The following is a 25,229-nucleotide window of genomic DNA, read 5'->3' as shown; positions in this document are numbered from 1 at the left end:
GCGTACAGCGGATCCCCCGGAGGCGGGAGTCGCCTCCCTCCGGGGAGGGAGGAGAGACACGATGGCCGCCACGCCCGCGTCTGGGCTCGCCGTCCTGGCCCGGGGGCGCACCTACACCCGTGCCCTGCACCTGCTCACCGGCGCGGCGGTGGGACCGGTGTGCACGCTGGTCTACCCGGGGTTCCCCGAGTCCCTCGCGAGGACCCTCCTCCTCTCGGCGCTCGTCCCGGTGCCCCTCCTGCTGCTGCTGGGCATGCTGCCGGGGGTGCGGCGCGCCGAGGGGATCCAGGCCCGGCTGCTGCTGGTGCCGCGGGACGAGAACGAAATCAGCCTGGCCAGGGCGGACAGCTTCACGGAACGCCGGCGCACCGGCGTCTGGCTCGTCGTGCGGATGTGGTGGGGGCTGCTGTTCGCCGGCCTGCTGGCCCAACTGCTGTCCCTGACGGGCACGGTGGCGGCCGCGCCGGCGGCCGGGGGAGTCCACCGGGCCATGGGACTGGAGATCCAGGGGGGCCGCGAGCACATCTGGTACCTGGTGTTCGTACCGCCCCTGCTGCTCCTGGTCGCCGTCGTGGTCGTCGGGGCGGGCGAGGTGCAGCTCATGCTGGCGGCAAGGCTGCTGGGGCCGTCGCCCGCGGAGCGGCTCGCGGACGCGGAACGGCGGGCGGAGGACCTCCTGGCGCGCAACCGGCTGGCGGGCGAACTGCACGACTCCCTCGGACACGCCCTCACGGCGAGCGTCCTCCAGGCCGGGGCGGCCCGCGAACTGATCGACGTGGACCGGGACTTCGTGGTCCGTGCCCTCACCGCGATCGAGGAGACCGGCCGGCGCGCACTGGAGGATCTGGAACGCACCCTCGGCTATCTGAAGGGGGAGGAGGACGGGCCGGTCCGGGCGGCGCGCCCCACGCTGGAGGACATCGGGCCGTTGCTGGAGGCGAGCCGGGCGGCCGGAGTGGCCGTCACCTGCCGGGCCGCCGCGAGCTTCGAGGAGGTGCCCGGCGTGGTCGCCCGTGAGGCGTACCGCATCATCCAGGAGTCACTGACCAACGCCATGAAGCACGCTCCCGGTTCTGCCGTGGACATCGGACTGGACATCACGGGGGGCCGGTTGGAGATCTCGGTGGCGAATACCCTGGTGGAGGAGGCCGGCCGGGTACCGGGCACGGGCAAGGGCCTGCGCGGCCTGCGGGAGAGGGCCGCACTCCTCGGCGGCCGGGCCACCGCCGGAGCCGAGTCGGGGCGCTGGACCGTCAGCGCCTCTCTGCCCCTACGGTTGGGATCCTGAGATGACCATCTCCGTCCTCCTCGTCGACGACGAGGAACTCGTCCGCACCGGACTGTCCGCCATCCTCGGCAACAGCCCGGGAATCACCGTCGTCGGCGAGGCGTCCGACGGCTCCGAGGTGGTCACCAAGGTGCTGGAGCTGCGGCCGGACGTGGTGATCATGGATGTCCGGATGCCCCGGGTCGACGGCATCGCCGCCACACGCGAACTCATGGCGCGGGTACCGCGGCCGCCCCGCGTACTCGTGATCACCACCTTCGAGCGCGACGACTACGTCTACGAGGCGCTGCGCGAGGGGGCTTCGGGGTTCCTGCTCAAGCGGTCCCGGCCGGCCGAGATCGTCCAGGCCGTGCGCACCGTGGCCACGGGGGACTCGGTGCTCTTCCCCTCCGCCATCCGCGGCCTGGTGTCGGGACGGCGCAGGCGGGACGCCGGGGGCGGGCCGGCCCGTGTGCGGTTCACCGAGCGGGAGGCGGAGGTGCTGCGCCTGATGGGCCGGGGGATGTCGAACGCGGAGATCGCCGCGGAGCTGTTCCTCGGGGTGCAGACGGTCAAGACCCATGTCAGCAGCACCCTGGCCAAACTGGGGGCCCGGGACCGTACGCAGGCCGTGGTGTTCGCCTATGAGGCGGGCTTCATCGAGCTGCGCTGAGGGCGCCGTGTCCGGAGTGCCGTGTCCGGAGTGCCGTGCCCGGGGCGTCGGGGTGCCGGGGTCTCTTGGGCGTGACGCCCGTCCGGCGCCCTTTCCCGGGGCCGGAAGGGGAACGCCGAAATTTCCGGGGTCATTCGGAAAGCCGACCCGTCCGGGGTGGTGGAGATGCGGTCGAAAGGCGCCCGCGCCGGCTGCGGGAACGCTCCGCTCGGTGGCAGGAGAGGGCGGAGATCGGCGAACTGGCGGTGTGACGTGCGAAGTTCTTCGGACGGCCGCTACGAAATGTTTCGGTTCCGATGGCGATACATGTGAGAAGTATTGACGTCGCTAGCCGGTTCCCTATCATTCAGGTTGCTCGGTACTTCGACCTTTGTTCGATATTGCGAACATGGCGAAGTCGCTCCACGGTGCGGCAGGGCGTCTTCGAGCCGTGTCCCGGACGGCGGGCCCGAAGGGGGTCGTCGTGCGTATATGTCATGCTCTCGTCATTTCTTTTCCTGTCGTCGCACGTCGGCGAGGCACGGAGAAGGCGCAAGCGGTCCGCCGTGGTGCCCGCGGGCCGCACAGCACAGCACCGCCCCGGCAGTCCGGCCGGCCTCCGACGGGACCGGCCGGAACCACCCACCACAGGTTGGGGAAGTCCCCATGTACAGAGGAAGTCTCAGCCGCGGGCGCACGCCCGCGGTGCTCGCCGCCGCGGTCGCGGTCCTGGCGGCGCTGGCGGCGATGCTTGTCGCCACCCCGGCCCAGGCGGCCGCCAGCGGCGCCCTGCGCGGTGCCGGTTCGGGCCGGTGCGTCGACGTGACGGGCGGCGAACGGACCGACGGCACTACCCTCCAGCTCTACGACTGCTGGGGCGGGACCAACCAGCAGTGGACGTCGACGGACAGCGGCCAGCTGACCGTGTACGGCGACAAGTGCCTGGACGTTCCGGGCCACGCCACCACACCCGGTACCAGGGTGCAGATCTGGGGCTGCTCCGGCGGTGCGAACCAGCAGTGGCGGGTGAACTCCGACGGCACGGTCGTCGGCGTGGAGTCCGGGCTGTGCCTGGAGGCCGCGGGCGCCGGTACGGCCAACGGCACAGCGGTCCAGCTCTGGACGTGCAACGGCGGCAGCAACCAGAAGTGGACCGGTCTGCCCGCGACGCCGCCGACGGACGGCACGTGTTCCCTTCCGTCGGCGTACCGGTGGACGTCTACGGGCGTGCTGGCGCAGCCGGCGAACGGGTGGGCCGCGGTGAAGGACTTCACCACCGTGACCCACAACGGCAAGCACCTGGTCTACGCGTCGAACGTGTCGGGGTCGTCGTACGGTTCGATGATGTTCAGTCCCTTCACGGACTGGCCGGACATGGCGTCGGCCGGCCAGACGGGAATGAGCCAGGCCGCGGTGGCGCCCACGCTGTTCTACTTCGCGCCCAAGAACATCTGGGTACTGGCGTACCAGTGGGGCGCGTGGCCCTTCATCTACCGCACGTCGAGCAACCCCGCCGACCCCAACGGCTGGTCCTCCCCGCAGCCGCTGTTCACCGGGAGCATCTCCGGATCCGACACCGGCCCGATCGATCAGACCCTGATCGCCGACGGACAGAACATGTACCTGTTCTTCGCCGGTGACAACGGGAAGATCTACCGGGCGAGCATGCCGATCGGGAACTTCCCGGGCAGCTTCGGCTCGTCGTACACGACGGTCATGAGCGACACGAAGGCCAACCTGTTCGAGGGCGTCCAGGTCTACAAGGTCAAGGACCGGAGCCAGTACCTCATGATCGTCGAGGCGATGGGTGCGAACGGGCGCTACTTCCGCTCCTTCACGGCCTCCAGCCTGAACGGGACGTGGACCCCGCAGGCCGCCACCGAGAGCAGCCCCTTCGCGGGCAAGGCCAACAGCGGTGCCACCTGGACCAACGACATCAGCCACGGCGACCTGGTCCGCGACAACCCCGACCAGACCATGACCGTCGACCCCTGCAACCTGCGGTTCCTCTACCAGGGCAAGGCGCCCGACGCGGGCGGCGAGTACAACCGGCTGCCGTGGCGGCCGGGGGTCCTCACCCTGCGGCGCTGACCTTGCCGGTTCCCGGGGGCCGCGATGCGATCCCCGGGGACCGGGACGGGACACGGCCACCGGTGTGCGGAGGGGGGTGCACGCGGGCCGGGCCAAGACGGGGGCGGAGTTCCATGACGCCTTCTGCGCCCCGAGCGCACGCCGGTCGCCCCCGGCGGCCCTCGGCCGCCCCGGTGACGCGACGCGCCCTCCTCCTCTTTCCCCGGCAGGCATGACGACACTGTTGGCGAACCCGGTTCCCGGGATGCGCTGACTGGGGGGCGGATAGTCTGCCCGCATGGTTTCGGATGAGGGGGTCGAGGGCATCGGCGCGGATCCCGGCGGTCAAGGCTGGGGTGCCACGCGCTCCTGGGTGGAGAAGGGGTTGTCCGAGGCGGAGCACATCGAAAATGTTGTGCACCTGCGTGGCGGCTGGACGTCGGAGATGCGCCGCCTTGACCTCCGTGGTCCAGGCGGCCGGCGCTCACTCGTCCTCCGGTCCTTCGTCAAGCCCTTCTTCGTTCGGCACGCGGGGGGTCTGCTGACCCGTGAGGCGGCTGTCCTGCGCCTCCTCGGCGACACGGACGTGCCTGCGGCCACGCTCGTAACGGTGGATGCGACGGCGCAGTACTGCGATCACCCCTCCTTGCTGATGTCCCTGCTGCCAGGGACCGTGCGCCTGGACGACCAGGACGCTGATGACCGCGCTGAACTGCTGGCCCGGCAGCTGGTGCGGATCCATCAGCTGGCGGTGACCACGCGACAACGGCCTCGCACCTACCAGGCATGGGCCGCCCCCGAGCGAGTGACTCTGCCCGTGGCGACCGAGCGGCCTGAGCTCTGGCAGCGGGCTGTCGACGTCATCCGCCAGGAGCCCCCGGCCTATCAGGGCTGCTTCCTGCATCGGGACTTCCATCCCGGCAACGTCCTCTTCACGGGTACCGGTGATGATCTCCAGATCAGTGGGGTCGTCGACTGGGTGGAGACTTCCTGGGGGCCGGCCGACTTGGACGTGGCTCATTGCTCGACGGCCCTCGCTCTGCTGCACGGGATTCCCGCCGGTATGCGCTTTGCCGACCGCTACGTCGCCGCGGGAGGAACCTTGGCTGAAGACGGCACTGCTCCTCTCTACTGGCGGCTGCTGGACGCGCTGGGATTCGCTCCGGACGCGGAGAAGGTCGCCGTCCCCTGGCGTGAACTGGGCCGCGTCGATCTGACAGCCGGTGTACTGGCTCAAAGGCTGGAGGGATACATTGGAGCCCTTTTCGGCCGCTATGCCTGAACCTCATCGCTGGAGCGAACGCCTACGGGCAGGAGTCCTGCGGAGTGGGCCGGAGGGCTGTTGAAGAGCGTTTTGTCCTGGCGAGAGTGTTTGGGAACACCAAACTGTCGTGGATGCTTGCGGGGTGTTGGTTCAGGTGGAGGCGGTGGGGCAGGTCGCCGACGGGCGGGCGACGGTTCGGGTGCGCTCGGAGGTGGGTGCCGCTGCGGCGTTCTGGTGCGGCGAACCGACGGGAGTGGGCCGCGAACATCATGTGGAGTGGACTGTTGAAGAGGACGTGGTCTGGGGCGGCAACACTCGACCGGCCACTTCATTTTCACCCGGGGTGGATGAGGAGGAAGGCGGTCGGATCGTCTTTCGGGGGCGGCTGGGCTTGGCGGGCGATGGCGGAGCCATGCTGGAAGTAGCTGGAACCCACATCCTGTTCGACCTCGCCGACCTGCCGCCATCGACTGCTGTTGATGGAACGTGGGTCGAGATCAGTGTGGAGCGGAACACCGTCAGCTTGTGGCCCTACCTGCTGTGATTCGCAGGAGCCCGACGCTGCCGCCGTTCAGCTGTCGCGCCAGTTGTGGGTCGATTCGCGGGTGAGTCTGCGGCTCATGAGGTCGATCATCGCTATGTTGATCATGGCTTCGGAGCGGTGTGGGTGGGTTTCGTAGTCGCGGGCGAGGCGGCGGTGGTGCATGAGCCAGCCGAAGGCCCGCTCGACGACCCAGCGCCGCGGGATCACCTTGAAGCCCTTCTGGGCGGGGTCGCGGCGGATGACTTCGACGTCGATGCCCAGGCGGGCGCCGTGGTCGATGGCCTTGGTGCGGTAGCCGCTGTCGGCCCACGCCTTGGTGACGCAAGGGTGGCCTCCGGCGATGTTCGAGAGCAGGCGGATTCCGCCGGCTTGTCGGAGACGCCGGCGGCAGTACCCAGACGGCCAGGAGAAGGCCGACGGTGTCGACGCCGATGTGCCGTTTGCGGCCTGCGATCTTCTTGCCCGCGTCGATGCCCTGGCCGGTCGCGGGCACGTTGGCCGAGGTCTTGATGCTCCGGGCGTCGAGGATGCAGGCGCTGGGCTCGGCGTCGCGGCCTTCCTCGATGCGCTCGCGGCCATGGAGGAGTACCACTGGAGTGCCGTCCTGGGGGACTTCACGGATGACTTCTCCCACCTGGCGTGCCCCCACTGCGCCGTGGAAGTGACGATCGCCGTCGGGGACCACGGGCACTATTCAGCGATCCGGGACCGGAACCTGGGCGACGTGGACCGCCGTGACCTACGGCCGGCGCCCTCCGAGGCGCTCTCCGGTACCGGCCGGTGGATGTACGAGACCGCTGTCCTCGACGGGCACGAGGTACTCGCTGACGGAATCGCCTCCCTCTTCGGCAAGGCTGAATGCCCCCGCTGTGCCGGCGTGTTCGACATCGCGGCCGAGTACACATCCGCCAACCGGCCCGTCCTGCGGTAGGCCGGGGCGGGCCGGAAGCAGGCGAGAAGAGGCTCAAGAGCGGAGCCGGAGCCGGATCGCGGTGACGGTCACCGTGCCGTGGAAGACGTAAGCCCGTTTGCCGAATCGAGTGGGTGCGGCACTGAAGCCCTTGGGGGCGTTGATCGTGCGCTCGACCTCGTTCCTGCGGGCATACCGGGCCCGGTCGAAGCCGGTTGGCCGCCCGCCTTTGCTACCGCGGTTTTGCCGGTGGGCTGCTGGTCGCGGCGCTCGGGGAGGGTGTGCCGGATCTGTCGGCGTCGCAGACAGCGGCGGTTGTGGCGGGAGTTGTACGCCTTGTCGCGGCTGAGGATGCTCCGGCCGCGTGCTGGTGCGCCCGGCAGACCGTCGAGTCCACCCGTCGCCATCGTCCGGTCGGGACGGCCCTCGCTACCGGCGTCGGCCTGGACGGCCCGCGAGATCCTGTCCCAGGTGCCGTCCGCCGACCACCTGCGGTGCCTGTCATGCACCGCCTTCCACTTGCCGAATCGCATGGGCAGGTCCCGCCACGGGATGCCGGTCCGTTGCCGGAAGGGAAGGCCGTTGATCACCAGTCAGTAGCTCTTTTACCGCCCGCACACCAGGGCCGGCCTGGCGTGCGACCACGCCGGCTCCCCCTGTTCGGATACAGCCCGGCGAAGTCCGCGTCCGGGAACGGCTCGCCCGACTCGTCACGGATCCGCATCGCCAGGCTGCCCCTCGGGAACGCGGCCCGTGCCATTCGGGCCGTCTCCTCCAGAACCCCGTCGATCTTCCTGGCGTGCAACGACACCGGCCCTCCCGGACACGACGTCGGCCTTCACGGCCACACCGGGCCGTGAAGGCCGACGCCACGTTCAGCCCAAGGAATTGGCCAACAGTGTCGGGATGACGCGCAGGGGACAGCCTTCAGGGGACGCGCCCGGCCGTGGGCCCGCGGCCTCTCCTCAGCGCCGGCCGGTGGGGCGCGGCGCGGCCGGCAGCGGTGGGGTGAGGACGGGTTCGAGGAGCTGCGCGAGCTGCCGGCGCTGTTCCGGTCCGAGGCGGCCGGTGGCCGGTGCGAGGGCCTCCCGGATTTCCTCGTCCATACGTTCGGCGAGGTCGCGTCCCGCGTCGGTGATCAGGACGACGACGGCACGCCTGTCCTCGGGGCTGGCGCCGCGTGCGAGCAGCCCGCGCCGTTCGGCGCGGTCGATGAGGCCGGACAGGGTCGACTTGTCGAGGCCGAGGAAGGCCGCCAGGTCGCTCATGCGGGGGCGGCGGTCCCGCAGGATTCCGAGCACACGCAGCTGGGTGAGGGACAGATCGTGCTCGGCCCCGATGCGGGTGAGCACGCCCATGATCTGGAAGGCGCTGCGGACCAGGCCGTCGATCAGGGCGTCCGTGGGGTCGTCGTGAGCCGTCGGGGCGCCCGTGGGGTCGTCGTGAGCCATGACCGCCACCCTACTTGACATTGTTTGTATTACCAATAACTCTGGTTTTGATTGGGAATACAAACCAACCAGGGAGTCCCTCATGCATGCTGCGGTCATCACGGCGCACGACGCACCGCCCGCCTACGGCGAACGCCCCGAACCCGTCGCCCGGGGCGAGCACGAGAGGGTCGTCGAGGTCCTCGCGGCGGGCCTGCACCACCTCACCCGGGCCAAGGCGAACGGCACCCATTACTCCGCCACCGGCCGCTTTCCGCTGGTGCCCGGCGTCGACGGCGTGGTCCGCGACGCCTCGGGCCGGCTGCGCTACGCGGTCCTGGACGACACGGATTCCGGTACGTTCGCCGAGCGCACCGTGATCGACGTACGCCGCAGTGTCCTCCTGCCCGACGACGTGGACCCCGTCCGGATCGCCGCCGCGATGAACCCGGGCATGTCCTCCTGGGTCGCGCTGCGCCGCCGCATCACCTTCCGGGAGGGGCAGCGCGTGCTTGTCCTCGGTGCCACCGGCAGCGCCGGGCGCATGGCCGTCCAGATCGCCAAGCGGTTCGGCGCCGCTCAGGTCTTCGCCGCCGGCCGTGACACCGCCCGCCTCGGAACCCTGCCGGGCCTCGGTGCGGACCAGGTGCTCACCTTCGACGGGATCGCCGCAGCGGCCGACGCCGACGTCGTCCTCGACTTCGTGTGGGGGGCGCCCGCCGCGGACGCCATGCTCCCGCTCCTCACCGCCCGGACCGACCGCTCCGCCCCGCTCACCTGGGTCCAGATCGGCTCCGTCGCGGGCGACTCGGCCCCGGTCCCCTCGGCCGCGCTGCGCGCGGCCCGGCTGCGGATCGTGGGCAGCGGCATCGGATCGGTCAGCCCCCGCGACTTCATCGCCGAACTGCCCGAACTGGCCGCCGCGGTGACCGACGGCAGCATCGACGTCCAGGCACGGGCCGTGCCGCTGGCCCGGGTCGGCGCGGCGTGGAACGACCACCGGACCGACGAGCGCCTCGTCCTCGTGCCGTAGGGCCTCCGGGCCCCGCCCTCGCCGCTCCGTAGGCCGGAGAAGGCTTCCGGGGGGCGTGGCTCCGCCTCGTGCGGTCCCCTCTCGGGTCGCCTGATGCTTCGTCAGGCGGGAGGCGGGAGGCGGGAGGCGGGAGGCGGGAGGCGGGAGGCGGGAGGCGGGAGGTGGTCAGCGGACGGTGCATACGAGGGGCGGGCCGGTGTCCGGGGCAGGGGCAGGGCAGGGGGAGCCGGGCGGCGCGGCCGTCGGGCCCACCACAGCCTCGTGGTGGGCCCGACGGCCTGCCCCGCCCCGCGGAAGTCCCGCGAGAGCCTGCGGAAGTCCCGCGGGGGCACCGCTCAGGCGCAGGGAACGCCGTTGAGGGTGAAGGCGGTGGGGGAGGCGGCGGGTGCGCCGGACCCCTGGAACCCGAAGGACGCCGAAGAGCCCGGAGGGATCACCTTGTTGTGGCCGCCGTCGGTGACGGTCACGGCCGCGCCGGACTGGGTGGCGGTCGCGTTCCAGGCGTTGGCCACCTTCTCGGCGCCGGTGAAGTTCCAGCCGAGACGCCAGCCGTCCACGGCGGTGGTGCCGGTGTTGCGGATGGTGACATCGGCGGTGAAGCCGCTGCCCCAGGAGGAGCCGACCTTGTAGGTGACGGCACAGGCGGCACCCGGGGCGGGGGTGGGCGTCGGCGTGGGAGTGGGGGTCGGCGTGGGCGTCGGCGTGGGTGTAGGGGTCGGCGTGGGTGTCGGGGTCGGCGTGGGGCCGGATCCGTCGGGCAGGGCTCCCCACTGCCGCGCGTCCCCGTCCAGCAGCACCAGGTTCGGCGCGTCCACCGGGGTGGCGCCCGCAGTGGCGGGCAGCCCCTGGAAGGACCAGTCGTCGGAGGGGTCCCAGGCGCCCGAGGAGGCGATGCGGAACTGGACCTCCTTGCGGTAGGCCGACTGCCCGGCCGGCGCGATCACCGTGTTCGAGCAGTCCACACTCACGTAGTACACGTCGTCCGCGTGCCGCGTCGGGCCACTCGTCGTGCCGCACTGGTTGTAGTTGGTGGTGACCGTGATGTCCTTGGGCGAGACTCCCGGCTCCAGCGTGAAGTAGTACCGCAGCGACGCGTCCGTCAGCGGGCGTGCCGGCCAGGAGGACTTGTTGACCAGGTACGCCTTGATCTCGGTGAAGTTCGCCCCGGAGGCGTTCACCGAGGCCTGCACCAGCACCTGGGGCCCGTCCGGCGTCTCGGCCGGCGGGAACGCGGCGAGCGGATCGCCGCCGTACTCGGCGTACAGACGGGCGAGCGCACCGGTGAAGGCCGCGTTGTAGTCGGTGGCGACCTCGTTGTTCGTGTAGTTCTGCCGGTCGTCGGTGTAGGTGTCGTCAGGTGCGCTCGGTCCGCCGACGAGGGCGCCGTAGAGGACGTGGCGGCTCTCGGCGGGACTGCTGATCTGGTCGGTCCACGAGCCGTGCGAGGTGCGGTGGTGCGGCTTGGTGGGCGGGTTGGAGCCGAAGCCGACGACGTAGCTCGCCTTGCGCGGGTTGTCACCGAGCGCGTAGTTGATCTGGCGTACCGCGAAGTCGTGGTAGCGGGCCTTGCGGGTCTCGTCGCCGGTCAGCCAGTCGCTGTAGGAGAGCGCGGCGAAAGCGGTGTTGGCCGCGTACCGCAGGGAGCCCCACGAGTCCAGGACGGCCTGGCCGCCGGGGGAGTAGCGCACCTTCGCACCGTTGACCCCGGACGTCCACCAGTCCAGCCACCGGTTGGTGTCGTCGATGTACCTCTGCTTGCCGGTGAGCTGGGCGAGCAGGACGTAGGAGCCGTAGGAGGTGTCGTCCCAGGAGAGCGTCCACCGGTAGGAGCGGGTGGTGGTCTGCGGCTCGGTGGAGAGGCCGTCGTAGTACGTCTCGGCCTTGGCGAGGTAGCCGGCGTCACCGGTGGCCCGGTAGAGCCAGACCGCGCCCCACACCAGCTCGTCCTGGTAGCCGCTCCAGGAGTTGTAGTACGACTTCGCGTCGGTGATGCAGTCGCTGTACTTCCCGCGGTAGGTGTCGGCGAACGTGTACAGCTGCTTCGCGTGGGTGAGCAGCTTCGCCGAGTACGCCGGGTCGTCCTCGGTGAACAGCATCGAGGAGGCGGCCATCGCGGCGGCGGTCTGCCCGGCGAGGTCCGTCCCTGGGCAGGAGGCGTCGATCCGGTACGCGGGACGGGCCATCGGCATGACCTCGGCCGGGCCCCACCACTTGTGGTCGTCGGCGCCGTTGCCCACCTGCCCGTACAGCACGGTGGGGGAGGGGTGCGCCTTGACGAAGTAGTCGTTGACGAAACGGAGGTTGTCCTTGAGGTGATCCAGCTGGCCGGAGGCGGCGTACGCGTCCTTCTGCTCGATGCCGCCCCAGGCCAGGACGGTGGCGCTGTACGCCATGGGCAGGCCGAACTTCACGTGGTCGCCGGCGTCGTACCAGCCGCCGGTCAGGTCCAGGCCGGCGTCCTTGCCGTCGTCCAGGGCCGAATCACCGCGCCAGGAGACACGGTTGTCCTCGGGCAGACGGCCGGAGCGCTGGGACTCGTAGAAGAAGAGGGACTTCTGCAGCGCCTCACCGTAGGCGAACGCCGGAGCCGCCTCGGCGGGGGTGGCGGCGAGAGGCGTGAGGGCGGCGGCGAGCAACGCGGCCGCGGAGGTGAGGGCGACACCCCAGCGGGAGCGGCGGGGACCACCGGGCGGGGAAGGGCGGGGGGAGGGTGCGCGTGAGGGGCGGGAGAGGGCGGACAGGCGCAACGGATCGTCCTTCCGTGGGGCAGGTGGGCAGGCGGGCGGGTGTGGGCGCCCCGCCGGGGCCGGGGGACGGCGGTACCGGCGGGGCCGATGCGGCGGAGGGGGCGGGTGGGGCGTGAGGTGCGCGGCTCGTGCGGAGGCGGAGCGGGGTGGGGGCGGGGATGCGGGCGCTGGACAGCGGTGCGGGGTGGGGCGCGGAGCGATACGGGGCGGTGCGGTGGTGCACGTGCGCGGTGCGGGGGTGCGGGGCGGGGCGGGGCGCTGGACAGTGGCGCGGGACGATGCAAGGCGGTGCGGTGTGCACGTGCGGGGTGCGGGCCGGTGCGGTGGTGCGCGGTGCGGAGGGGCGGTGGTGCGGTGCGGTGCGGTGCGGTGGTGCACGTGCGCGGTGCGGGGTGGCGCAGGTGGTGCGGGAGCGCTCCCGCATTCCGGCCGGGGAGCCGGGAACCGGGCAGGGACGGTGACCGGAGGGGGTGGCGGTCGGCCCTGGCCCAGGGGAGCGGCAGCCCGCGGCGGCGTTTTCGGCGCCGTCGTGGGAGCGCTTCCATGGACGTGCTCATAAAGCCAGCGTGAGCGCGTCCTGTCAACGGGTGAGTACGGAACGGTCCGGGGAAACCACCGCCCCCGATACTGGAGCCATGGAACACACCACTCGGCTCCCCGACCCCGCTGACGTCCTGTCAGGCAGCCGCGGCGCGGCCCACCTGGCGGCCGAGGGTGTGTCCCACGCCCTGGGCGACCGGCCCGTCCTGCGGGACATCTCGCTGACCGTCGCGGCGGACGAACGCATCGGACTGATCGGGGAGAACGGGCTGGGCAAGTCCACCCTGCTGCGGGTCCTCGCCCGCGACCTCACCCCCGAACGCGGCAGTGTGCTGCGCGCGGTCACCGGCCGCGTCGGATTCCTGCCGCAGGAGCCCGGCTTCCCGGCCGGCTGGTGCGTCACCGACGTACTGGACCGCGCGCACGCCGAACTGGACGCGCTCGCCGCCCGGCTCAGCGTCCTCGAAGAGGACATGACGCACGCCGAAGGGCCCGCCCTCGATGCCCTGCTCGCCGACTACAGCCGCACCCAGGACCTCCACAGCGCCCGCGGCGGCTGGGAGCGGGAGGCCCGCACCGGCGAGGTCCTCGCCGTCTTCGGGCTCGGCGGCCTGGCCCCGGCACATCCGGTGGCCCGGCTCTCCAGCGGGCAGCGGGCCCGTCTCGCCCTCGCCGAACTCGTCCTCGCCGACCCCTGTGCCCTGCTCCTCGACGAACCCACCAACCACCTGGACGACCGCGCGGCGGACTGGCTGACCGACTGGCTCCGCCGCTACCGCGGTCCGTGCGTCATCGCCTCCCACGACCGCGCGCTGCTCACGGACGCCGTCACCGGCATCGTGGACCTGGACGGCCCCCGCGGCACCGTCGTACGCCACGGCGGCGGTTACCGCGACTACCTCGCGGAACAGCGTGCGGCCCGCGCCCGCTGGGAGCGCCGGTACGCCCAGTGGCGGGACGAGACCGACCGGGTGCGCGAGCGGCTGGCGCGGGCCTCCTCCGCCGACGACGGCGGCGGCCTGAAACGGGACAACGAGAAGATGAGTTACGGCCGTACCGGGGGCAGGGTGCAGGCCGGCCTCGCGCACCGGGCCCGCTCGGCCCGCCTCGACCTCCAGCGCCTGCTCGACCGGCCCGTGCCGCGCCCCCCCGAGCCGCTGCGCTTCCGGGCCCGGACCGGGGACGGCGGGCCCGGTACCGCCCCGCGCCCCGCACCGCAGCAGGCCGAGGCCGGTCCGCCCCTGCTGGAGGCCGCCCACATCGCGTTCCGGGACGTCCTGCACGACATCGGTCTCACCCTCCGCGACGGCGACCTCACCGTGATCACCGGGCCCAACGGCGCGGGCAAGTCGACCCTGCTGCGGATCCTCGCCGGAGTGCTGCCCGCCGAGCACGGCGACGTGACCCTGGGCGAAGGCGTGCGCGTGGGGTACCTGCCCCAGGAGACCGTGTACGAGGACGGCCACCGCAGCCTTCTGGAGGTCTACGCGCGGCGCCGGGCCCTCGACCAGGACACGGCGTACGCCGAACTCGGCCGGTTCGGCCTCTTCCGCCGCAGGGACCTCGCGGTGCCGGTGGACCGGCTCTCCACCGGTCAGCGCCGCCGCCTGAGCATCGCGGAACTCTTCGCCGCCCGTCCCGGCCTGCTGCTCCTCGACGAGCCGACCAACCACCTCAGCCTTCCTCTGGTGGAACAACTCCAGGAGGCCATCGAGGAGTTCACCGGACCCAAGGTGCTGGTCACCCATGACAGGGCGCTGAGGGAACGCTACGCGGACCACGTGGTCGAGCTGGCGGACGGCGTCCTGCGCCGCCCCGGCCGGATCCGGCAGCCGTCCGCGCCCCGGTGAGCCGGGCGGACCGGCGGCTCGCGGCCGGCACCGCGTGCCCTGCGCGCCGCGTGCCCGGCCCACCGGCGATGCCCCCGGCGCACCGCGTGCGAAGACACATGAAGGAAACCGGAAAAACATCACATAGAGGCATATAATTATGGACGTTTTGCGGTGTTTTGACCCATGAGCCGGACCCCTGGCTGCGGGAGGCGGGTTGCCAGCCGTGAGTCCTCTGGGCAATGGTGGCCACAGAACAGATCCTTTTTCCGTCCAGTTGGAAGGTGGTGCGGCTCGTCATCGACGGGTCCCCCTCATGGCCTACCCGAAGGACACCTCCGTCACGATCTCCGAACTCCGGCCCACCGCCGACGCCTGGGGCCCGGCCCCGTACCCCGTACTCGTCCTCGACCGCACCGGAGCCCTCCGCACGGCCAACCAGGCCGCCACCGCACTGCTGGAAGAGGCGGCGCCCGGGGCCGCCCCCGCCGACACGGTCCCCGCCTGGCTGAGGCGCGCCCACGACGAGACCCGCGCGCGCCGCGGAGGCCCGGCCGGTCCGGACGCACCGGCGCTCCTCCAGGGTTTCCGGGGCACGGTAGGCGCCCGGAGCTACGAGGCCCACGCCTCACACCTGCCGGACGGGGACACCGCGTGGTGGCTCGTCGACGACACCGGCCGCAGGCTGGCGGAGGAGGCGCTCAGCACCGAACGCGAGCGCACCAGCTTCCTCGCCGAGGCGTCCAACGTGCTGCTCTCCTCGCTCAACACCGAGAGGTGCATGCAGGTCACGGCCCAGCTCGCCGCCCGGCACCTGGCCGACGCGGCCGTCGTCGTGGCCCCCGGCGACGGACGGAAGTTCCCCGTCACCAGCGCGGTCGCGGGCCAGGGGGTGACCCGGAGCACGGTCACGGCGGACCTCTCCCTGGTGCCCGGGCTCGGCGAGGCGCTCCAGGGCTTCCCGCCGGTGCCCTCCCGCTGGATCGATCCGGCCGCGCTGCCCGCGTGGCTGCTGCCCGAGGGGTTCCCCGGGAAGGTCGGTTCGGTCGCGGTCACCCCGCTGCCCGGCCACGGAGTGCCCGCCGGGGCTCTGATCCTGCTGCGTACCGGCGACCGGGCGGAGTTCAGCGAGAACGAGGAGATCTTCGCCCGGCTGTTCGCGGCGCGGGCCGGTGCCGCCCTCTCCGCCGCACGGCTGTACGCCGAGCAGAGCGCGATCACCGAGACGCTGATGCGCGACCTGCTGCCGCCCCAGCTGCGCCGTACGCACGGCGTCGAGTTCGCCGGCGGGTACCGGCCCGCCGGGAGCCGGGAACGGGTCGGCGGCGACTTCTACGACGTCCACCCGGGGAGCTCGGACTCGGAATCCACCCTCGTGGTACTCGGTGACGTGTGCGGGAAGGGCCTGGAGGCCGCGGTGCTCACCGGGAAGATCCGCAACACCGTGGAGGCCCTGACCCCCGTGGCCCACGACCACGAGCGGATGCTGCAACTGCTGAACGGCGCGCTCCTCAACTCCCACCACACCCGCTTCGCGACCATGGTGCTGGCCTCGGCCCAGCGCGAGGAGGGCCTGGTACGCCTCCTGCTCACCTCCGCCGGCCACCCCGCCCCGCTGGTGGTGCGCAACGACGGCCGGGTCGAGGAGGTCTCCACCCGCGGCACGCTGATCGGCGCCCTCCCCCGGATCGAGACCCTGACCGTGGAGACCTCTCTCCAGCCGGGCGAGACGTGCCTGCTCTACACCGACGGCGTCACCGAGGCACGGGGAGGCCCGCTCGGCGACGAGATGTTCGGCGAGGAGCGACTGGCGAGAGCCCTGGCGGACTGCGCGGGGATGCCGGGCGAGGCCGTCGTGGAACGGGTCCAGATGCTCGCTTCCCAGTGGCTCGGCGACGGCAGGCGCGACGACATGGCCGTGGTGGCGATCACAGCCCCCCGCACCACCCACCTAAGTGCGGTGAACGGGCACACGCGGGGCAGGTATACCGGATGAACACGCACACCGAGAACAGCACGGATCTTCCGGTCCCGCCGGTTCTGCCGGTTCTGCGGGACCAGGTGTGGGCCGCGGTGGCCGACGGGGACGAATACACCGCGACCGGACACATCCTCACGGCCATCGACCAGGGGCTGGACGTCGAGTCCGCCCTGCTGGACGTCATCGCCCCGGTGCAGGCCAGGGTCGGCGCGGAGTGGGCGGCCAACCGGTTCAGCGTGGCGAACGAGCACGCCGCCAGCGCGATAGCCGAGCGGGTCATCGCCGCGCTCGCCCACCGGCCGGCCCGCCGCACCGCGCCCCGGCTCGGCCGGATCACCGTGGCCTGCGTCGACCAGGAATGGCACGCGCTGCCGGCCAGGCTCCTCGCCGAGGTACTCACACTGCGCGGCTGGCGCGTCGACTTCCTGGGCGCCCAGGTCCCCACTCCGCACCTCGTGGCCCATCTGCACAGCAGCGGCGCGGACGCGGTCGCCCTGTCCTCCTCCCTCGCCACCCGGCTGCCGGTCGCCCACGCGGCGGTCACCGCCTGCCAGGCGGTGGGGGTCCCCGTCCTGGTCGGCGGGGCGGCCTTCGGGCCCGACGGGCGCTACGCCCGCCTGCTGGGCGCCGACGCCTGGGCGCCGGACGCCCGCGCCGCGGCCCGGCTGCTCCAGGACGGCGTCCCGGTGCCCGACCGGGCCCGCGCGCACGTACGTACGGACGACCTGCCGCACCTGTCGGACCAGGAGTACACCCATGTCGCCCGCGACCGGGCCCGGCTCGTCCGCGAGGTCCTGCCCCGGCTGGAGAAGCGCTTCCCGGCGATGGCCGCCTACACGGAGGAACAGCGCGAGCGCACGGCCGAGGACGTCGCCCACCTCCTCGACCACCTGGCGGTCGCGCTCTACGTGGACGACGACGAGCTGTTCAGCACCTTCGTGACCTGGACGGCCGGCATCCTCACCGCACGCCATGTCCCCGCCGTGTCCCTGGACCCGACCCTGGACATCCTCACCGCCGAGCTCTCGGACTTCCCCCGGAGCCGACGGCTGCTGACGAACGCACGCCGCGCCCTCGGTGCCTTCCTCGCGCCGGCCGGCACGACAACCGGAGAACCCGTATGACCCCGCTGCCGCTTCCGCCCTTCACCGTCCTCACGGATGCGCGGCCGGGCGTCGTACACCTCAGGCTGGCCGGCGATCTGGACTACGACAGCTGTGACGAACTCGTGAGACGCACCGACGCCTGCCTGGCCGGGGACCCGGACCTCACGGACCTGCACCTGGACTGCGCCCGCCTGACCCTGTGCGACTCGATGGGGGTCTCCACCTTCCTCCTGGTGCACCGGCGCACCGCCGCCCGGGGGATCCGGCTGCACGTGGACAACTCCCCGCCCTTCCTCACGCGGCTGTTCGAGGTGACCGGCATCGGTGTCGTCTTCGCCTCCGGCGCGCGCGCCCCGCGGGACGGCGAGGAGCGGGCCGACGACGGGCCCGCCCCCCGGTCCTGACCCCTCAGGGGGCAGGGCCGGGGGGCGGAGGCGCGGGCCGCGCCGGGATGTTCAGCCCGGTCCCGCCAGAGCCGCGCCGAGGTCCGGGTAGCAGTCGAGCATCCGGTCCAGCCCCGCCAGCGAGAACAGACGCAGCAGTTGCGGACTCGTGGCGACCACGCGCAGTTCCGTCTCCTCGCGCATCTGGAGCAGCAGACCGAGGAAGGTGGAGTCCCCGAACGTCACCGAGGTGGCGTCCAGGACGACGACGCCGTACGAGGCCGCGGCCTGCCACATGGCCAGATAGAGGGGGTCGACGGTGTCGGAGTCGAGCTCGCCCTGTGCCTGGACCACCCAGCAGCCGGCCCGCTCGAATTCCGCGAGCACCGAGGACGTACCGGGCCCGTCGTGATGTGGGGGGATGTTGCCGATCATCCGACGAGTATGCCAAGGCGCCGTGGTTCCGCCGCAGGTGACCGGGTGTCAGGACGTTTTTCCCGGTCGGGGCGGCGGATCACAGGACGATCAGGACGGCGATGCGCTTGCCGCCGGGGTACGGGGTGACGGTCAGCCGGCTCGACAGCCGGTGCACCAGCGGCCAGCCGTAACCGCCCACCAGGTCGGAGCCGGGGCCGTGGACCGTCACGGACGGCACCTCGCGGCTGGCGTCGGACACGGTGAGCAGCAGTCCCTCGGCGCTGACCTCCGCCGTGAAGCCGGTGAGGCCGCCGCCGTGCCGGAACGCGTTGGTCACCAGCTCCGAGGTCACCAGCAGGGCGTCCGCCAGCGTGGTGTCCGCGAGGTGCGCCGCGCCCGGTTCCTTCGACCGTGCGTCCAGCAGACCGGCGACGACGGCACGGGCCGCGGCCGCGTTCCGCGGTACGTGCGGCACCGCGGAAGGGCCCGGGGGGCCGCCGCCGACGGCTCCGCCCGGGCCGTCGACCGGATGATCGCCGTCCACTGTCATGCCCCACTCCCCGTTCACCGCATCGTTCGCGTTCCCGACGTGCCCCGGATCACACGTGCCGTCACCGAGGGCGCGAGGAGACCGCGCACCGCGGTCACGGTGTGAAGGCCGCCTCCACGTCCTTCACGAACCGGAAGGCGCCCAGCGTCCCCGTCACCTCGAACAGCCGGTGCACCCCCGCGGAGAGGGGACCCGCCAGCATGAGCAGGGCTCCGGTCTCCCCGTGCGCCCGAAGGCCGCGGAGCAGCGCGTGCAGCCCCGCGGAATCGGCGAACCCGACCCCGGACAGGTCTACCACCGTACGTCCCGCACTGTTCCCGGCGGCAACCACCAGGGCGTCGGACAGCTCGGAGCAGCCCGACCACCCGTCGAGACCGCCGTGCACCCGGATCACCACAACCCCGCCGGGCCCGGTCTCCGTGACCACCCGCAGATCGCTTCCTGCCATGGGCATATCTTCCTACAGCCCTCGGAGAGGTTGCGCCGGGGCCCGTGCCCACCACGGCCCCGGGAGGACACGACGGCGCCGGCCCGCACCCGGGGAGGGGTGCGGGCCGGCGCGGGGGCGGGTGGTTCACACGGCGGTGCCGGCCGCCGCCGGGGTGCCCGCCGCGTCCCCGAGGTCCACCGAGGACAGCGGGACGGGGGTGAACATCGGGGGCTCCTGGTCCGCCGTCAGGGCGGTCGGGCCGTACAGCCAGTCCACGAACGCGTAGTCGTAGGTGTCGCGGGCGCGCAGCAGTGCGTTGCGCTGCTCGCGGGCGAGGCCGTCGAGGTGCCACAGCTCGCCCCACGCGCGGGAGGTGGTGAGCACCCGGCGGCAGTGTTCGGGGCGGACCGCCTGGTAGGCGCAGAGGGCGGCGTCCCAGTCGACCGTGCCGTCGGCGGCCCGGCTGCGGGCGACGTGCTCACCGAGCACCCAGCCGTCCTCGATCGCCATGATCGCGCCCTGCGCGATGTACTGCAGGGGCGGGTGCGCCGAGTCACCGAGCAGGGCGATCCGGCCGTGGACCCAGTTCATGAGCGGCTCGCGGTCGAACATCCGCCACCACTTGTCGCGCCACATGAAGGGCAGGCCCTCCTGGACGAAGTCGCAGGTCCGGGCGAAGGCCTGGTCGAGCTCGTCCGGGGTGCCCCAGTCCTCCTGGCCGGCGAGAGCCCTGGGGGACTCGAAGACGGCGACCTGGTTGAGGAGCTCGCCGCCGCGCAGCCCGTAGTGGACGAAGTGGCACTTCGGGCCGACGTACACCACGACCTCGCCGAGGTCGGCGCCCTGGACCCGCGGCTGCGCGGCGGGCACCGTCCCGCGGTAGGCGACGTACGCCGAGGAGACGGGCTCGTCGTCGACCAGCAGCCCGCGCGCGGCGGAGTGCAGGCCGTCGGCCGCGATGACCAGGCCGGCCTCGTGGGTCCCGCCGGAGGCGAGGGTGGCGCGGGCCCCGGCAGCGGTGTTCTCGTACGCCACCACCCGGGCGTCGTTGACCAGCTCGACGCCCGCGCGCTCGCAGGCGCGCAGCAGCAGCCCGTGCAGGTCGCTGCGGTGGATGACCAGATAGGGGTAGCCGTAACGCTTCTCCAGGTCGCGCAGGTCCAGCCGGGTCAGCTCGCCGCCGTCGACCGCGTCGCGCATCACCATCGCGTCCGGTACGACACCGAGGCTCTTGGCCTCGTCCAGAAGGCCGTAGTCGTCGAGGATGCGGGTGCAGTTGGGAGCGAGCTGGATGCCCGCGCCGACCTCGCCGAAGGAGGGGGCGCTCTCCAGCAGGCGGACCCGCAGGCCCTGGCGGGTCAGCGAGAACGCCGCGCCGAGGCCGCCGATCCCGCCGCCGACGATGATCACATCAGGTTCGGACATGACTTCCACTCCTCAGAGCCACGGGCCGAGCCCGGGGGCGTCGGCAAGGGTGTGGGGCCGGCCGGCCAGCCAGGCGGCGACCTCGGGGAGGGGGCCGTCGGGCAGCCCGGTGAGGCCGCGCTTGGTGCTGATCTCGCCGGCCAGGGCGGCCAGGAAGCCCTCCGGGAGATCGGCGAAGGACACGCCGGTGCCGAAGTCGGCCGCGTGGACGCAGGTCTCACGGGCCCGCATCCAGGGCAGCTCGGTGGCGGGGACGGTACGGCCCTGAGCGGTGACCACCTCGCGCCGCCACTGCTCCTCGGTGAGGGCGTCCAGCCCTTCGGCCAGCCTGTGCGCGGAGCCGGCCAGCCAGGAACGGAGCTCGTCGGCGGAGAGTCCGGGCCCCCTGGCGATGCCGGCGGCGCGCTCGTCGGCGGAGGCGTACATCGGCCGCTCCTCGCCGGTGGCCGCCCAGTGCACCAGGTTGCCCAGCGCGTCGGCGTTGGCGGCGACGTGCGCGGCGAGGTGCTTACGGGTCCACCCGGGCAGCGCGCTGTCCGCCGCGAAGCCGGCTTCGTCGAGGCCGGCGACGGCGTCCAGCACCAGCGCGGTGCCCGCGCGGGCCCACTCCCGCGCGTCGGCGAAGGTCCGTGTGCCGCCGGTCACGCCCCGGCCACCTTGTTGACGCAGGCGCCCAGACCGGAGATCTCGGTGGTCACGGTCTGGCCGGGGAGGAGGAAGACCTTGGGGTCGCGGGCGTTGCCCACACCGGCCGGGGTGCCGGTGGCGATGATGTCGCCCGGGTTCAGGGTGATGACGGTGGAGATGTACCGCACCAGGAAGACCGGGTCGAACAGCAGCGTGCCGGTGTCGTCCCGCTGCATGACCTGGCCGTCGACGACCGTCCTGACCTCCAGGGCGGGGCGGACGCCGCCGACCTCGTCGGGGGTGACGACGTACGGGCCGACCGGGGTGGTGGCCTCCCAGATCTTGCCCTGGGTCCACTCGATGGTGCGGAACTGCCAGTCGCGCACCGAGATGTCGTTCATGACGGTGAAACCGGCGATGGCACCGGCGGCCTGCTCCTCGTCGGCACGGCGTACCTTCCGCCCGATCACGACGGCCAGTTCGACCTCCCAGTCGAACGCCTCGGTCTCGGCCGGCCTGACGATGTCGTCGTTCGCGCCCAGCAGGGTCTCGGCGAACTTCGGGAAGAGGGTCGGGTAGCTCGGCAGCTCCCGGCCCATCTCCTTGATGTGGCCGGTGTAGTTGTGGCCGACACAGATGATCTTGGAAGGGCTGGGGACGACCGGCGCGAAGTCCGCGCCCTCGGCCGGGTAGGCGGTGCCGGAGGCGGCCGCGGCCTCGTCCTGCCAGCCGGGCTCGGCGAACAGCGCGCCCAGGTCGGTGTACCCGAGGTCGACGAGGACCTCGCCGTCGAGGCGGACCGCGCGGGTCCCGGCGGCGGTGCGGATGGTGGCGAGCTTCATGGTCAGGCGTCCTTCTGGGTGCGGTTGAGCCCTAGCGCCTCGAAGACGGGCGCGTCGGAGAAGCGGAAGAGGTCGAGGGCGCCCTCGTCGGAGTCGGTCCGGCCGGCCTCGGACCGGGCGGAGAACGGCTCCCAGGACGGGACGGCGAACAGGTCGCCGCGGGCGACCGTCCAGGACCTGTCGCCGACCGTCACCACGCCGGAACCGTCGAAGACCTGGTAGACGGACGAACCGGTCTCGCGCACCGGGACGGTCTCGGCACCGCGGGCGATGCGGTGGAACTCCGCCCGGACGGTCGGCAGCACGTCGGAGCCGTCGTGCGGGCTGGAGTAGCGCACCGCGGCGTGGCCGGGCCCGACGGTGCCGCCGAACCCCTCCTTCTCCAGCAGGAGCTGGTCGGCCAGGGCGGCGTTCGTGTACTCCCACTTGTACGACAGCAGCGGACTGCCCGGCGCCGCGGGGGCGGCCGACAGCGGGCGCAGGCCGGGGTGGGCCCACAGGCGCTCGGAGCGGGACCGCTCCGGGGTGATCCGCTCGGCGTCGCTGATCCCGTCGCGGCCGAACTCGAAGAACTGCGCCTCGGTGGCGTACTGGAAGGGGATGTCCAGGCCGTCGATCCAGGCCATCGGCTCGGACGACGCGTTGTGGTGGGCGTGCCAGTTCCAGCCCGCCTGCGGGAGGAAGTCACCGCGGTTCATCGGCACGGGGTCGCCGCCGACGACCGTCCACACGCCCGAGCCCTCGACGACGAAGCGGAAGGCGTGCTGGGTGTGGCGGTGCTCGGGGGCGTCCTCACCGGGCATCAGGTACTGGATGGCCGCCCACAGGGTCGGGGTGGCGTACGGCCGGCCGCCGAGGGAGGGGTTGGCCAGCGCGATCGCACGGCGCTCGCCGCCCCGGCCGACCGGCACCAGGTCGCCGGCCCGTGCGGCCAGCTCCCGCAGCCGCTCCCAGCGCCACAGGTGCGGTACGGCGCGCGAGCGCGGATGAGCCGGCATCAGATCGCCGATCTCGGTCCACAGCGGCACCAGCAGTTCCTGCTCGAAGCCGCGGTACAGCTCTTCGAGAGCCGGGGTGACCTGGGGGCGTCCCTCGCCGGGGAGGGCCTGGAGCCGGACGGGGGAGACCGTGGCGGGGTTCTGGGAGACGGGTGGGGTAGTCACCGGCTCAGCGTGCACCGTGCCGCCCAGAGGAACATGTAGATTCTGGAGAGCAGAATCCGAGCCGGGGACGGACCTCGGGCGACACGAGGACGGGCCATGGACAAGCAGCTCAGGACGCCCCCGCCGTACCCCATCGCCAGCGTGGACCACGCGCTGCGGGCGGCGACCATCCTGCAGATGGAGGGCGAGACCACCGTGGCGCGGATCGCCGAGCGGCTGGGCGTCGCCAGGTCCACCGCCCACCGGATCCTGGCCATGCTCGTCTACCGGGACTTCGCCGTGCAGGACGAGAACCGCGCCTACCGGGCGGGACCCGTGCTGGAACTCGCCGCGCACTCCCGGTCCCTCGTCTCACGGCTGCGCGCGGTGGCGATGCCCCATCTGCACCGGGTCGCCGCCCTCCTGGACGAGACCACGAACCTGACCGTGCGCACCGGGGACACGGCCCGCTTCATCGCCAGTGTCGAGTGCGGCCAGGCCCTGCGGGTCGGCTCCCGCGAGGGCATGGTCTTCCCGGCCGACCGCACGACCGCGGGCCTGCTGCTGCTCGCGGACCTGTCCGACGGGGAACTGGACGAGCTCTACGACCCGAAGCGCTACCGGGACCGCCCCGGGGAGCTCCCCGACCTCCCCCGCCTCCGCACGGAGCTGCGGCGTCTGCGCCGCAACGGGTTCGCCGTCAACCAGGGGCGCTCCGAGCGCGGACTCACCGCCGTCGGCGTACCGGTACGCGACCGGGACGGTACGGCGGTGGCCGGCCTGTCGGTGTCCATGCCCGGCGCGCGCTACGACCCGCGGCACCTCCGGTCCCTGGTGGCCGTCCTGAACACCGCGGCACACGCGCTGGAGGGGGACCTGGCGGGGGAGGGGTGACGGCCGCGCGTCCGTGACCGCGGTGGCGCGGACCCATGCCCCTCGGGGTTACGGCCGGGGGCGGGTTGCGCGGGGCGCACACGCCCGGCGCACGGAAGCGCGGGGTGCGCTTTGCGTGCTGTGGCGTCTGCGGGCGCGCGCCGGAGGCTATCCGGAATGGGGTTGTCCCTATGGGGCGATAGCGGAATAAAAGGGACACCGCATGGCTTGATATTTTCGTACACGAGGCGCGGGCATATGTCCCCGGCGGATCCGTTCTTTATGTGTTCGATTAATTCCTCCCGGATGAGCGAGGGAATTCGCACCGGCAGCCGTCGTTGGTCCTCTAGTGTGATTGGCGTGAACGGGGCAGCCGGGAAAACCCGGCCCGGTCATCGGGGGTGCCCTCGTATCCGAAGGCGTAACGTATCTTCGATTCACGCGGTCGGGGGTGCGCCACGAGGGGATCTGCCCGTGGCGCGACCGCCGGAACGGTCCGGTGCGGGCGCCCGCGGGCGACCGGTGACCGTCTCCGGAAAGAGCAGGAACGGAACAAGTGGGGGAAGGTCATGGCCAATCCTTTCGATGACGAGTCGGGGCGGTTCGTGGTCCTGGTGAACGATGAGGCCCAGTACTCGCTGTGGCCCGCGCACATCGACATCCCGGACGGCTGGCGTGTCGAGGGCCGGGAAGGCACGCGCCAGGAATGTCTGGAGGCGGTGGAGACCGTGTGGACCGATATGCGGCCCGCCGGCCTGGTGCGGGCGATGGAGGCCGACGCCGGCTGACCGGGGAGCGGGCCGCTGTGTGCGGCATCCCAGGTCGGCGACGTGTTGACGCCCAGACTCGATCGATTCCACTCTGATTCGAACAGAATCGGTCATGTATGGGCGTCAATCGATCGCGCCGTGTTTGTGAATGTTCCTTATGCCTTGATGAGGCATTCAGAATCCTTCTTCCGGGCTATCGGACTACTCGTCCTCGGCGCACTCGGACTGCTCGTCCTCGGTGCACGGAGAAGAACGAGGTCTTCCCGCGAGTTCTGCCTGCCGTGCGATGCGCCGGCGGGACCCGGTAGTAACTGACGGCACGGGACCGGCGACACTCGCCGTCGTTCTCGCCGGGCCCGTGCCGGCCTTCGCCACCGCACCGGCACGGGCGGCTTTC

Annotated in this window: 22 protein-coding genes and 2 pseudogenes; 13 read left to right on the top strand and 11 right to left on the bottom strand. The window is 72.1% G+C overall.

Annotation, left to right across the window (positions count from 1 at the left end):
• Positions 1 to 61: 61 nt before the first annotated feature.
• From CP967_RS07145 to CP967_RS07125, 5 genes are all read left to right on the top strand, one after another.
• On the top strand, positions 62 to 1,288 hold the full coding sequence (locus tag CP967_RS07145; RefSeq protein WP_150487143.1) for a sensor histidine kinase: 1,227 nt from the start codon (positions 62 to 64) through the stop codon (positions 1,286 to 1,288).
• A 1-nt stretch (position 1,289) separates the two neighbouring features.
• Entirely contained in the window at positions 1,290 to 1,940 is a 651-nt protein-coding gene (locus CP967_RS07140; RefSeq protein ID WP_150487142.1) for a response regulator transcription factor, read from the top strand.
• 645 nt (positions 1,941 to 2,585) lie between these two features.
• Complete coding sequence (locus tag CP967_RS07135) at positions 2,586 to 4,010, top strand: non-reducing end alpha-L-arabinofuranosidase family hydrolase (protein WP_150487141.1); 1,425 nt, start codon at positions 2,586 to 2,588, stop codon at positions 4,008 to 4,010.
• 277 nt (positions 4,011 to 4,287) lie between these two features.
• Positions 4,288 to 5,271, top strand: a complete 984-nt coding sequence (locus tag CP967_RS07130) for a phosphotransferase family protein (protein ID WP_150487140.1) — start codon at positions 4,288 to 4,290, stop codon at positions 5,269 to 5,271.
• A gap of 124 nt (positions 5,272 to 5,395) precedes the next feature.
• On the top strand, positions 5,396 to 5,797 hold the full coding sequence (locus tag CP967_RS07125; RefSeq protein WP_229888336.1) for a hypothetical protein: 402 nt from the start codon (positions 5,396 to 5,398) through the stop codon (positions 5,795 to 5,797).
• A 27-nt stretch (positions 5,798 to 5,824) separates the two neighbouring features.
• Here the strand turns inward: CP967_RS07125 and CP967_RS07120 are convergent.
• Positions 5,825 to 6,365, bottom strand: a pseudogene (locus tag CP967_RS07120) (transposase); the annotation flags it as partial.
• Between the two features lie 9 nt (positions 6,366 to 6,374).
• On the opposite strand from CP967_RS07120, the gene CP967_RS07115 reads away from it, so the two are divergent.
• Positions 6,375 to 6,728, top strand: coding sequence for a hypothetical protein (locus CP967_RS07115; RefSeq protein ID WP_150487139.1), 354 nt, complete (start codon positions 6,375 to 6,377; stop codon positions 6,726 to 6,728).
• A gap of 33 nt (positions 6,729 to 6,761) precedes the next feature.
• On the opposite strand, the pseudogene CP967_RS07110 reads toward CP967_RS07115, so the two are convergent.
• Both CP967_RS07110 and CP967_RS07105 read right to left on the bottom strand, forming a co-directional pair.
• Positions 6,762 to 7,297, bottom strand: a pseudogene (locus CP967_RS07110) (transposase); the annotation flags it as partial.
• 375 nt (positions 7,298 to 7,672) lie between these two features.
• Complete coding sequence (locus tag CP967_RS07105) at positions 7,673 to 8,158, bottom strand: MarR family winged helix-turn-helix transcriptional regulator (protein ID WP_150487138.1); 486 nt, start codon at positions 8,156 to 8,158, stop codon at positions 7,673 to 7,675.
• 82 nt (positions 8,159 to 8,240) lie between these two features.
• Between CP967_RS07105 and CP967_RS07100 the strand changes: the two genes are divergently transcribed.
• Entirely contained in the window at positions 8,241 to 9,170 is a 930-nt protein-coding gene (locus CP967_RS07100) for a quinone oxidoreductase family protein (RefSeq protein WP_150487137.1), read from the top strand.
• 335 nt (positions 9,171 to 9,505) lie between these two features.
• On the opposite strand, the gene CP967_RS07095 is transcribed toward CP967_RS07100, so the two are convergent.
• Complete coding sequence (locus CP967_RS07095) at positions 9,506 to 11,917, bottom strand: glycoside hydrolase family 9 protein (protein ID WP_229888337.1); 2,412 nt, start codon at positions 11,915 to 11,917, stop codon at positions 9,506 to 9,508.
• A 635-nt stretch (positions 11,918 to 12,552) separates the two neighbouring features.
• Between CP967_RS07095 and CP967_RS07090 the strand changes: the two genes are divergently transcribed.
• The 4 genes from CP967_RS07090 to CP967_RS07075 all read left to right on the top strand — a co-directional run bounded on the left by CP967_RS07090 (position 12,553) and on the right by CP967_RS07075 (position 17,777).
• Positions 12,553 to 14,307 (top strand): ABC-F family ATP-binding cassette domain-containing protein, encoded by a 1,755-nt coding sequence (locus CP967_RS07090; protein ID WP_150487136.1) that lies wholly within the window; start codon positions 12,553 to 12,555, stop codon positions 14,305 to 14,307.
• A gap of 295 nt (positions 14,308 to 14,602) precedes the next feature.
• Entirely contained in the window at positions 14,603 to 16,282 is a 1,680-nt protein-coding gene (locus tag CP967_RS07085) for a PP2C family protein-serine/threonine phosphatase (protein ID WP_150487135.1), read from the top strand.
• Entirely contained in the window at positions 16,279 to 17,391 is a 1,113-nt protein-coding gene (locus CP967_RS07080; RefSeq protein WP_150487134.1) for a cobalamin B12-binding domain-containing protein, read from the top strand. Before CP967_RS07085 ends, CP967_RS07080 begins: the two co-directional genes overlap by 4 nt.
• Positions 17,388 to 17,777 carry an STAS domain-containing protein gene (locus CP967_RS07075; RefSeq protein WP_150487132.1) on the top strand — a complete coding sequence of 130 codons (390 nt, stop codon included), beginning with the start codon at positions 17,388 to 17,390 and terminating at the stop codon, positions 17,775 to 17,777. Before CP967_RS07080 ends, CP967_RS07075 begins: the two co-directional genes overlap by 4 nt.
• Positions 17,778 to 17,828: 51 nt before the next feature.
• Here CP967_RS07075 and CP967_RS07070 read toward each other — a convergent pair whose 3' ends face one another.
• From CP967_RS07070 to CP967_RS07040, 7 genes are all read right to left on the bottom strand, one after another.
• Complete coding sequence (locus tag CP967_RS07070) at positions 17,829 to 18,191, bottom strand: STAS domain-containing protein (RefSeq protein ID WP_150487130.1); 363 nt, start codon at positions 18,189 to 18,191, stop codon at positions 17,829 to 17,831.
• 79 nt (positions 18,192 to 18,270) lie between these two features.
• Positions 18,271 to 18,723, bottom strand: a complete 453-nt coding sequence (locus CP967_RS07065) for an ATP-binding protein (RefSeq protein WP_229888338.1) — start codon at positions 18,721 to 18,723, stop codon at positions 18,271 to 18,273.
• Positions 18,724 to 18,817: 94 nt separating this feature from the next.
• Positions 18,818 to 19,171 carry an STAS domain-containing protein gene (locus CP967_RS07060; protein WP_150487129.1) on the bottom strand — a complete coding sequence of 118 codons (354 nt, stop codon included), beginning with the start codon at positions 19,169 to 19,171 and terminating at the stop codon, positions 18,818 to 18,820.
• Positions 19,172 to 19,297: 126 nt separating this feature from the next.
• Positions 19,298 to 20,563: an FAD-dependent monooxygenase gene (locus CP967_RS07055; protein ID WP_150491742.1), complete on the bottom strand. Its 1,266-nt coding sequence runs from the start codon at positions 20,561 to 20,563 to the stop codon at positions 19,298 to 19,300.
• Between the two features lie 27 nt (positions 20,564 to 20,590).
• Positions 20,591 to 21,223 carry a maleylpyruvate isomerase N-terminal domain-containing protein gene (locus CP967_RS07050; RefSeq protein WP_150487128.1) on the bottom strand — a complete coding sequence of 211 codons (633 nt, stop codon included), beginning with the start codon at positions 21,221 to 21,223 and terminating at the stop codon, positions 20,591 to 20,593.
• Positions 21,220 to 22,047, bottom strand: coding sequence for a fumarylacetoacetate hydrolase family protein (locus CP967_RS07045; protein WP_150487127.1), 828 nt, complete (start codon positions 22,045 to 22,047; stop codon positions 21,220 to 21,222). Before CP967_RS07045 ends, CP967_RS07050 begins: the two co-directional genes overlap by 4 nt.
• A gap of 2 nt (positions 22,048 to 22,049) precedes the next feature.
• Entirely contained in the window at positions 22,050 to 23,210 is a 1,161-nt protein-coding gene (locus CP967_RS07040) for a cupin domain-containing protein (RefSeq protein WP_150487126.1), read from the bottom strand.
• Positions 23,211 to 23,306: 96 nt separating this feature from the next.
• Between CP967_RS07040 and CP967_RS07035 the strand changes: the two genes are divergently transcribed.
• Together CP967_RS07035 and CP967_RS07030 are read left to right on the top strand one after the other, a co-directional pair.
• Positions 23,307 to 24,083: an IclR family transcriptional regulator gene (locus CP967_RS07035; RefSeq protein WP_150487125.1), complete on the top strand. Its 777-nt coding sequence runs from the start codon at positions 23,307 to 23,309 to the stop codon at positions 24,081 to 24,083.
• Positions 24,084 to 24,631: 548 nt separating this feature from the next.
• Complete coding sequence (locus CP967_RS07030; RefSeq protein WP_150487124.1) at positions 24,632 to 24,850, top strand: MbtH family protein; 219 nt, start codon at positions 24,632 to 24,634, stop codon at positions 24,848 to 24,850.
• Positions 24,851 to 25,229: the final 379 nt, after the last annotated feature.

Source organism: Streptomyces nitrosporeus (assembly GCF_008704555.1).
GTDB classification, from domain to species: domain Bacteria; phylum Actinomycetota; class Actinomycetes; order Streptomycetales; family Streptomycetaceae; genus Streptomyces; species Streptomyces nitrosporeus.
This window is presented reverse-complemented; position numbering and strand designations above follow the sequence as displayed.